Source organism: Staphylococcus sp. FSL W8-0304 (assembly GCF_038006565.1).
Taxonomy (GTDB): domain Bacteria; phylum Bacillota; class Bacilli; order Staphylococcales; family Staphylococcaceae; genus Staphylococcus; species Staphylococcus epidermidis.
On the sequence record NZ_JBBOVL010000007.1, the window covers coordinates 1 to 2,390 of the forward strand.

A 2,390-nucleotide genomic window follows, 5' to 3' on the forward strand; every position below is an offset into this window, starting at 1 on the left:
AGAATCTATTGAATTACAAAAGCATATTACTGAATTTTATAACTAACGTTAGCTCATCAAAGCTAGCGTTTTTTTATGCTTTTTTGCCCCTGCAGGAACTATAGCGTTCAACCAGCATGGTTGCCCATTTTTTATGCCAATTTTTAAATTTGCATGTAGATGGGCAGTGTCTAAAAAATTCAACACTGGTTTTGCTCAAATTTTTGTTTGTGAAAAGCAATTATTTTTATTCGGCTCTTATTTGCGTTTTAAGAGCCGATATAAGTTTTTAGGTATAAAACTATATAAATAACCCTTAATTCTTCAAAATACCCCTTAAAATTAAAAAATAAAGGCATTCTGATTTTGAATAAATGTTTGAACAAAAATAAAGAGCTATCAAAATGATAGCTCTAAGCCTTCCCCTATAATTATAAGTATAATAAACGATGATAATACTATGAAACGCTAAGAGAAGACGTGTATCTATTATAGCATGGCATTTATGCCGAGAAAATTTATTGATGTTGAGAAGAACCCTTAACTAAACTTGCAGACGAATGTCGGCATAGCGTGAGCTATTAAGCCGACCATTCGACAAGTTTTGGGATTGTTAAGGGTTCCGAGGCTCAACGTCAATAAAGCAATTGGAATAAAGCAATTAATGCGATGTTCCGAAAATGTTTAACGAAACTACGCCGACTATGATTAAAACTATAGATACTATAGTTATTAGATTTATTTGTTCTTTGAAAATAATTATTGAGACTACGGTTGTTAAGACTAAACCTAGTCCCGCCCAAGTTGCATAAGTTATATTTAGTGGTAGGTGTTGCATTGTTTTACTTAAAAAATAGAAACAAATTCCAAATGAAATTATTGTTCCTAAGGATGGTATAAATTTTGAAAAGCCTTCTGAAGATTTAAGAAATGCACTTCCAATAACTTCAGTACTTATGGCTATTATTAAATAAATATAAGGCATTTTTAACTCCTTTTAATTTTCGTATTTTATTTAATTTTATTCTAAGTATTTTTTAATTGTAGTCTTGTATTTTGAGTGTCATTCGCGTGGTATTTTTGTGGATTGATGGTTTTTGAAAGGTTTTTGAAACGAGTTGAAAACGAGTTTCTTCTTGTCTTGATAATAAGGGTAACTATTCCCGGCGATGTATAACCCTTTCAATTCATTGGTATAACTGGTTTGAAGCATAAAAAAAGTTGCTTTTTCTAGCATACTATTGTATCGTTTTAGGTGTCTAATCCAAACGAAAAAAATAGAAAAGGAGAAAAAAGCAACTTTTTTATGCATAGTTTTTGAGAAAACTAAGTTGTTTTTGTGTATTATCGTATGGAAAAGTATACTGAGAAAAAGCAAAGAAATCAAGTATTTAAAAATTTTATTGAACGTCATATCGGGGAGAATCAAATGGATTTGGTTAAAAATTGTAATACATTTTTGTCTTTTGTGACGGATAAAAAATTTGAAAAAAAGAAATTATATAAATCGAATCCTTGTAAGAATCGATTTTGTCCGGTATGTGCGTGGCGTAAAGCAAGAAAAGATGCATTAGGATTATCGTTAATGATGCAATATATTAAGCAAGAAGAAGATAAGCAATTTATCTTTTTGACACTTACGACACCAAACGTTACAGATGAGCATTTAGAAAGTGAAATTAAGAATTATAATCATGCCTTTCAAAAGATGTTTAAACGCAAAAAAGTAAATGCGATCACTAAAGGTTATGTAAGAAAATTAGAGATAACGTATAACTCAAAGCGTGATGATTATAATCCGCATTTTCATGTTTTGATGGCCGTTAATAAATCATATTTTAAAGATACAAAAGCTTATATTAGTCAAAAAGAATGGTTAAATTTATGGCGAGATGTAACAGGAATTTCTGAAATTACGCAAGTTCATGTTCAAAAAATTAAGCAAAATAGCAATAAAGAATTATATGAAATGGCTAAATATTCTGGTAAGGATAGTGACTATTTAATTAATCAGAAAGTGTTCGACGCATTTTATAAATCTCTTAAAGGGAAACAAATTCTTGTTTATTCTGGATTATTTAAAGACGCAAGAAATAAATTAAAAAATGGCGATTTAGATTATCTTAAAGATATTGACCCGACTGAATATATTTATCAAATTTTTTATATTTGGAATCAAAAAGAATACTTAGCAAGTGAAATTTATGATTTAACTGAACAAGAAAAAGAAAAAATAAATCATCAAATGATAAACGAAATCGAGGAAGAAAAATGATATTAAATTGCGATAAGTTTTTTGTAGAAGAGTTACAAAAATATGGTTACGACATTGATTATAAAAAAATAATGGATATATATAAGGCTTCTAGAAATTCAGAAGGTTTTAAAAAAAGACAAGCTAAAAAAGAAAG

The 2,390-nt window shown here is 28.9% G+C and carries 2 protein-coding genes; one reads left to right on the forward strand and one right to left on the reverse strand.

Going from position 1 to position 2,390, the window contains the following annotated elements:
- Positions 1-640: 640 nt before the first annotated feature.
- A complete protein-coding gene (gene qacC / locus NST35_RS12490; protein ID WP_001146389.1) occupies positions 641-964 on the reverse strand; it encodes a quaternary ammonium compound efflux SMR transporter QacC in 324 nt (107 codons plus the stop codon).
- Between the two features lie 366 nt (positions 965-1,330).
- Here qacC and NST35_RS12495 point away from each other — a divergent pair, with 366 nt between their 5' ends.
- Positions 1,331-2,254, forward strand: a complete 924-nt coding sequence (locus tag NST35_RS12495) for a protein rep (RefSeq protein ID WP_011053044.1) — start codon at positions 1,331-1,333, stop codon at positions 2,252-2,254.
- Positions 2,255-2,390: the final 136 nt, after the last annotated feature.